Source organism: Ponticaulis profundi, assembly GCF_042659465.1.
GTDB lineage: Bacteria > Pseudomonadota > Alphaproteobacteria > Caulobacterales > Hyphomonadaceae > Ponticaulis > Ponticaulis profundi.
In genome coordinates this window covers 1-6,210 of sequence record NZ_JBHSSW010000039.1, presented here as the reverse complement: position 1 = coordinate 6,210, position 6,210 = coordinate 1, and the positions used below count along the sequence as shown (strand labels likewise).

Genomic DNA, 6,210 nt, shown 5'->3' with positions numbered 1-6,210 from the left:
TCGGGACAGGCCATGCTTGCCGCATTTGGGCCAGTTGCCCGTGTCCCAATCAAAGCCCGTAATTTTCATGCGCCGTATCTACATCTGTCTACACAAACGTAATGTAGAGCGATCCAGCGATGTTGAAAAGGGGATCGCATTGTCCCCGATGCTGGCCCGCTCGGCGCCTCGAAAAATGGTCCTGGAGGGACGGGTCAAAACACAGCGCGGAGGCCAAAATGCAATTTTGGTAGACATTGCGCATATCCTGCAACTGCAACACCCCTCCCCGAACCCTGTCATCGCCGAGAAGCATCTCCGCGGCCTGGAAGCGCGTCGGTGTCCCAGGGACGCGATTGCCATGCTTCGATGACGCCGCTTCCGACCCATCCCTTCGGCATTGTTTGCCGTCATGACCAGCTCAGGTCTTAGCTTGCCTTCCACGTCGCCGTTCTTCGCCCTTAGGCGGGTTCAAGCCAGCACAAGCAGGGCGAACGAGCGACGACGTATTCATTCCACATTTCCCGCCATGTTCGGCCCTCTTTTGCGTGCAAACGCTGAGGCGTGTGCCGAGGGGTGGGAGTGTAAAAAATTACGTTTGCATTTCTTGCCAAACTTACACCCGACCCTTCGCTCCAACTGCAGCCTTGGTTCAAGCAGCAGGTACAAATGGGTTGTTCAGGGATTTTGGCCAGGTGGTAGGTTCTTCGCTTTTTGTCGCCCAATCCGGCCCTTTCGGCCGGTCATAGCCAAGCAATGTTGAGCGTCGTGGCCAGCAGATTGGGAGCGAAGTTAACATTTTCCATTTCCCGCCATCTGCATCCATCATCGCCCTCGTGCTGGTTCAGGAAGCGGCTTTCAAGACCAAGCGGGACGGCCTTGATCCTCCCGCCTGCCCCGACCCTACAGACCTGCTTGGGGAGAGCGGTCCGGGGCAAGCTGCCGCCCCGCAAAGCCCCGACGACATCGCCCGTCCCGAAGCAGAGGAAAAAGGGGCTTTCTGCCCGCCAAGGCAGATCCTAGGACTCTGGAGCAGCGACTAGGCGTCCAAGGCCGATGAGATGGCTCTTGGAGGGGTGTTGCAGTTGCAGGATATGCGCAATGTTTACCAAAATTGCATTTTGGCCTCTGCGCTGTGTTTTTGAGCCTCCCTCCAAGGCCCTTTTTTGGCAGTCGAACCACCCAATTGGAGCGCATGCCGGGAAAGGTGCTGAGAGCCGCTCTAAGAGGCGGAGAAGGCGAATGGTGACATCGGCAACAGAGATGGCTCTCAGAAGCCCTGAGAGCCTCTCAGAGGGCTCACCAGCCCTTTCCCTGTCCGGGGCGCGCATCTGCAGTCGCTTAGGCGCTCCTGCGGCCTCTCTGCGCCTCTCAGGCTGATTTCTGGAATTTTCTAGTTTCGAGGCTCAGATTTCACCAAATTTCACTCGAAAATGGGCGCAGCCCCTTCTTGTTCTTATAGTTCTATAGTTCAGGAAGAATTTATTGTATTATAACAAACTCTTGCGAGCCTATCGGTTAGGTTTGGGGCCGGATAGGTTAGGTTTGGGGCCGGATAGGTTAGGTTTGGGGCCAAAACTGCTAGTTGACAGGTTAGGTATCCAATGAAAAATACTAACCATGGGAAAAACACTTGATGTTGCCCGCGACCGGGCTTTTGACCAAACCAAAACCGTGCTGCCCGCAGAGGTGGCGCGCGGCACCTACATGCAGAATGCCCCGAGCCTTCAGGCACTGAAGCTGATGCATCTGATGATTGGCACAGCGGGCGGGCGCATGGCAGATGAGGTTCAGCACCAAATCCGGCTCTCAGACATCCGCAAGATCGACGGCATGAGAAACCATGACCGTGCCAGCCTAACGCCTCTGTTCGGGGAACTGGCCGCTGTGGTTCTGACCCATGACGATCCCGAGAAGATGGTCGTGACCATCGGCGGCCTGCTGGACGAGGCCAAAATTGACTACCGCGACGAAGCCGGTGGCGATCTGTTGGTGTCGTGGTGGTTCCGCCGCACCTTCCGCAGCATGGCAGCAGAATCGAACCACTGGGCGATCCTCGATCGCCAGACCGTGTTTCACCTCGGCAGCAAGTACTCCGTGCTGCTGTTCCAGCATATTTCTAGCCTGGTGAAGCTGGACCGGATCGAAGCCAAGACCTTCACCGTGCCAGAGCTCCGGGCCGTGCTCGGCGTTACTGCTGGGAAGCTGGACCGGTTTGCGAACCTGAAAGCATGGGCGCTCTCCCCCGCTATTGCTGAGATCAACCAGCTTTCGCGACTGACCTTGACGGCCACGCCGAACAAGATCGGGCGCACGGTGGCCAGTGTCACCATCGGCTGGCAGGTTAAGGACGATCTAACCCCGGCGAAACGGGAATTGCAGGGTCACAGTACGGGCCGGAAGGCGCGACGTGACGGATCAGCTGAAGCTGTAGCAGTAGCCTTTCCTATTACGGGCGGAATTGCCTACTCAGAACGATGGCTGGACATCAAACAGACTGCGGGCTGCAACGCCGATAACCAGAAGATTGCATCAGACTTCCGGCGCTTCTTGGCGGATCGTGGCATTGAGCGTGACGCCATGAACATCGAGCGGCTATTCGAGGACTTCTGCCGCAAAGTTGGCAAGATCTGACATTAGATCAGGGTCGGGTTCAGCACAGCAGCAGTTCCAAGCGAAGATGAACCGTGCAACCCTTGCGCAAGAGGCAAATGCAAAGGAACGCAAGAGGCATGCAATATACAGCTGGACAGGCAGCACAAGCGACCGGAAAGAACATCGCCACCATTACACGTGCCATAAAATCAGGGAAAATATCGGCCCAAAAGGATGCCTCCGGTGCTTGGAGAATTGATGCCTCAGAGCTGCATCGTATGTTCCCAATGAACGCGCAAGACTTGCGCAAACCTCAAATGCAAAGTGACGCAACCCCTTTGCAAGAGCAAAGCAAGAGCCAAATCGCTGCTTTGGAGCAGGAGTTGGCTGCGTTGCGTGAGCGAGTAGCAGCTCAGTTTGAACTACTAGAGGAGCGGGCTAGTCAGATTTCAGACTTAAGAGAGGACCGCGACCGTTGGCGACAACAGGCAGTAAGTCTCCTTGCCGATCAACGGCCACTATCTACTTCAGACCCTAAAACAACTTCCAAACGAAAGCGCTGGTGGTTTTAAGCGATTAATTAATAATCACTCTATCCAAAAAGAAGTATCTCAATATGCAAAAATATCCGGTGCGGTATGAGAAAAATGAAATCTCCAATTCTCTTACGCATGATGGAAAGCTTGCGCTAGGAATATTCATTGGAACCATTGCTGCATTATTCATATACTTGCTGGCAGAAAGTTACCTTGGTAAGATTACGGCAATCCAATATTTAAATATATTACCCATTGTTGTTTCGCTGCTCGTTGCGGGGGGATCCACATATTTTGCTTCGAGAGCTCTGTTAGAGCAAAGAAGAACACGTGAAGCTGGAACTGACCCAGTTCTTATAGCGCATCTTGGGCAAAGAGAAGATGCACGAGAACTCATTACTTTTAATATTTCTAACGTCGGCGCCGGGGCAGCTCTAAACGTTCAAGTGGATGTAAAAAAACCCGATGTAGAAATAGAGAAATTCAATATTCTAACAAACATATTTAAAAGGCATCATCCTTTTACGGTAATCCTGCAGGGAAAATCAGTTGAATTTAGCTTAACGCTCGGATGGAATGTGTTAGGAGAAACCCCCCTTGACCCATTCTGTGCAAAAATATCCTATGAAGATTTAGCCGGCGGCCAATATGAAAGCCTATTTTGGCTTGATGTCCGAGAGCTGGAAGGTTTAGGAGCTAACAAGTCTCCAATGATGCGTGCAGTAGCTGCTTTGGAAAAAATTGCTAAAACTTAATCGCCATGTATATTTATTTAGAGACGCGCGCGCAGTAGTCTTCAAACCCCGAAATACTTGCTTCACTGCGTTCATCGTCAGAATAAAATTTCTCAATTCTTTCTGAAGTAACAGAAGAAAAATCATAGGAAAGGTTACAATTAAAAACCTGCAAGCTCTCCGTTGTTCCAGTGGTCTTGTCGTTGTTAATCGAAAATGGCGACGAATCAAAAGCAGATTTTATATATTCAAATGAGTCACTTACAAGCGAAGGGTCATTTGATGATATTGATATATCATCCATAAATAATGATACAGAGACGTGTTTACTAAGCTGATTAAGTGCAGTCCCAACCGACGAATGAGCTAAAACTAAGCTAGCGAGTATTGGCGATTGGATAAAGCCATAGGGAAGGGTATAGGCGGGTTGATCCTGCAACGGATTTTTTACGCATGACCACCTCGCATAGTGGTGATGCCTTTTTACACCAATTTTCCTGATGCTTTCCACAACACGATTTCTACCGCAGCTATAAAAGAAATCACTTATGTCCGTCTTGCAAAAAAAACGGTTTTGCCTGTGCACGTGCAACGCCGCTATATGGCCGCCAGGCTTTAAATGATAAAAGTAATCAGGAAATAAAAAATTACTAGTAATTTTTTCTTTTATATCTAGGCCTATTTTCCGACTTAAGTTCGTTGGAACAAATACCGACTTTCCCTTAAGCTTATACGTGTGGTCGAAGTTTTGATATTTTACTGGCATGGTAGTTGACGGCCTTACTCAACAGTTCAATGAAAGCATTGACAGATTTAAGTGCAAGAAGCAGCACAACCAGCCAGGCCTTCAGACTGTGAGCAAGGCGATCGAATTTGGAATGATTGCTCATTTAAATTCCTTCCATCCTCAGCGCTCTGGCAACCTGCGACCTCAAGGATTCCGAAGTCGTCAACTAAGAAAGGTCCCAAATAAAGGTAACCATTTCCAAACGGATAACCCAAGGTAATATAAAGGCAACCCAGATTAAACGTTAAGTCGGCCGCAAGCCGTCTTCGCCAGAGCTATCGAAAAGCTAGCGGAAGGGATTAGCTAGCACAAGCTATTTCCATTTTTTGCCACAACCCCCGGCTGATCCCGCCCCCTGCCCCGCGTAGCCGCATAAAACCGGTTACGGAGAAAACAGCCCCTTCCGGTTGAGCCAGGCCTAACTTCAGAGCAGCCGACGGTAGAGAAATCCGCTTCCGTCAGCCTCCTCATCCCGAACGGCGTCCGGGTGCGCCCCATAGCGGACAAACCCTTGGCGCTCATAAAACGCGATGGCTCTGTGATTTCTCTGGGCTACAGAAAGTTCGAGTTGCTCGACCCCTGCTCCTTTTGCCTCTTCGACAACTCCCGCCATAAGTGCCTGGGCAGCGCCCGAGCCGTGAAAATTTTCCATGACGAAGAAGGGGCCGATTTCGCCACGATGACGAATTCGGATGGGCTGAAACTGGCGATATCCGCAAAAACCTGCGAGCAGCTCACCTTCAAAAATTCCCCTTGTCCCGCCTGCGTCTAAAATTGCCTGGCATCTTTCCATTGTCAGACCATCGACTTCGGCGGGCGTCATCAGGAAGCCGGTCGGAAAGTTCTTCACGCCAGTAACGAAGATCTCTCTCCATCCCTGTGCGTCGGCCGCCGTAAGGGAGCGATACGTGAACATTGCAAATCCTTCGATGACAGCCGGTTGGGCCATTGTTCCAGCCTTGCGGGAAGGACGTAAAGGCAATGTTGCCGCTATTTGGGCCGCGCCACGTCCGTCTCCAGCAGCATCCGTACATAGCGGGTGTAGGGGATGCCGCTGGCTTTTGCCTTGGCCTTCACCGCGTCCAGAAGGGAGGCGGGCAGCCGCATGTTCAGCGAGGCGGCTTTTGGCTCGATCTCGAAGCGCATGGGCGTGAAACCCGACAGGTCATACTCGGACAGGTCCGCGGTCTCGACGAAGTCTTCCGCCTCGGCATCGCTGGTCAGCGGCGGCAGGGGCTTAGGATGGGCGTTCATAATGCGCGATCTCCTTCTGATGCATGTAGCGGGCGCTGATGGGCCGCAGCTTCGTGTGGCCGTCGATCTCGCGGAGCTGGAACACCACGAAGACATGGCGTCCCGCTGCCGTGGTCCCGATGGCGCGCATCCGCGCCTCCTCGGGAAACGGATCGGCCAGGACCGCCGGCGTCCGGGCGAAGACCTCCTCGATCTCGGCTCGGGACAGGCCATGCTTGCCGCATTTGGGCCAGTTGCCCGTGTCCCAATCAAAGCCCGTAATTTTCATGCGCCGTATCTACATCTGTCTACACAAACGTAATGTAGAGCGATCCAGCGATGTTGA

At 52.3% G+C, this 6,210-nt stretch carries 8 protein-coding genes; 4 read left to right on the top strand and 4 right to left on the bottom strand.

All coding sequences use genetic code 11. The features are described from left to right. From ACFQDM_RS15505 to ACFQDM_RS15490, 4 genes are all read left to right on the top strand, one after another. The coding region (locus tag ACFQDM_RS15505) for a hypothetical protein (protein WP_377380578.1) at nucleotides 1-352 on the top strand (352 nt) is incomplete at its 5' end. 1,247 nt (nucleotides 353-1,599) lie between these two features. After that, nucleotides 1,600-2,613: a replication initiation protein gene (locus ACFQDM_RS15500; RefSeq protein ID WP_377380576.1), complete on the top strand. Its 1,014-nt coding sequence runs from the start codon at nucleotides 1,600-1,602 to the stop codon at nucleotides 2,611-2,613. Nucleotides 2,614-2,711: 98 nt separating this feature from the next. Beyond that, the gene (locus ACFQDM_RS15495; protein ID WP_377380574.1) at nucleotides 2,712-3,146 is read left to right on the top strand and encodes a hypothetical protein; all 435 of its coding nucleotides are present in this window, start codon (nucleotides 2,712-2,714) and stop codon (nucleotides 3,144-3,146) included. A 44-nt stretch (nucleotides 3,147-3,190) separates the two neighbouring features. Next, the gene (locus ACFQDM_RS15490; protein ID WP_377380572.1) at nucleotides 3,191-3,865 is read left to right on the top strand and encodes a hypothetical protein; all 675 of its coding nucleotides are present in this window, start codon (nucleotides 3,191-3,193) and stop codon (nucleotides 3,863-3,865) included. A 13-nt stretch (nucleotides 3,866-3,878) separates the two neighbouring features. Here ACFQDM_RS15490 and ACFQDM_RS15485 read toward each other — a convergent pair whose 3' ends face one another. The 4 genes from ACFQDM_RS15485 to ACFQDM_RS15470 form a co-directional block, all read right to left on the bottom strand. Next, nucleotides 3,879-4,610, bottom strand: a complete 732-nt coding sequence (locus ACFQDM_RS15485) for a reverse transcriptase domain-containing protein (RefSeq protein ID WP_377380570.1) — start codon at nucleotides 4,608-4,610, stop codon at nucleotides 3,879-3,881. 445 nt (nucleotides 4,611-5,055) lie between these two features. After that, a complete protein-coding gene (locus tag ACFQDM_RS15480) occupies nucleotides 5,056-5,580 on the bottom strand; it encodes a GNAT family N-acetyltransferase (RefSeq protein ID WP_377380568.1) in 525 nt (174 codons plus the stop codon). A 41-nt stretch (nucleotides 5,581-5,621) separates the two neighbouring features. After that, entirely contained in the window at nucleotides 5,622-5,885 is a 264-nt protein-coding gene (locus tag ACFQDM_RS15475) for a BrnA antitoxin family protein (RefSeq protein ID WP_015061586.1), read from the bottom strand. Further along, the gene (locus ACFQDM_RS15470) at nucleotides 5,869-6,153 is read right to left on the bottom strand and encodes a BrnT family toxin (RefSeq protein ID WP_377380566.1); all 285 of its coding nucleotides are present in this window, start codon (nucleotides 6,151-6,153) and stop codon (nucleotides 5,869-5,871) included. The genes ACFQDM_RS15475 and ACFQDM_RS15470 overlap by 17 nt, the downstream gene beginning before the upstream one ends. Between the last annotated feature and the right edge of the window lie 57 nt (nucleotides 6,154-6,210).

Excerpts from the sequence above, each read along its gene's own strand:
- ACFQDM_RS15500 (WP_377380576.1), top strand. The coding sequence starts at position 1,600 with ATGGGAAAAACACTTGATGTTGCCCGCGACCGGGCTTTTGACCAAACC.
- ACFQDM_RS15495 (WP_377380574.1), top strand. The coding sequence starts at position 2,712 with ATGCAATATACAGCTGGACAGGCAGCACAAGCGACCGGAAAGAACATC.
- ACFQDM_RS15490 (WP_377380572.1), top strand. The coding sequence starts at position 3,191 with ATGCAAAAATATCCGGTGCGGTATGAGAAAAATGAAATCTCCAATTCT.
- ACFQDM_RS15485 (WP_377380570.1), bottom strand. The coding sequence starts at position 4,610 with ATGCCAGTAAAATATCAAAACTTCGACCACACGTATAAGCTTAAGGGA.
- ACFQDM_RS15480 (WP_377380568.1), bottom strand. The coding sequence starts at position 5,580 with ATGGCCCAACCGGCTGTCATCGAAGGATTTGCAATGTTCACGTATCGC.
- ACFQDM_RS15475 (WP_015061586.1), bottom strand. The coding sequence starts at position 5,885 with ATGAACGCCCATCCTAAGCCCCTGCCGCCGCTGACCAGCGATGCCGAG.
- ACFQDM_RS15470 (WP_377380566.1), bottom strand. The coding sequence starts at position 6,153 with ATGAAAATTACGGGCTTTGATTGGGACACGGGCAACTGGCCCAAATGC.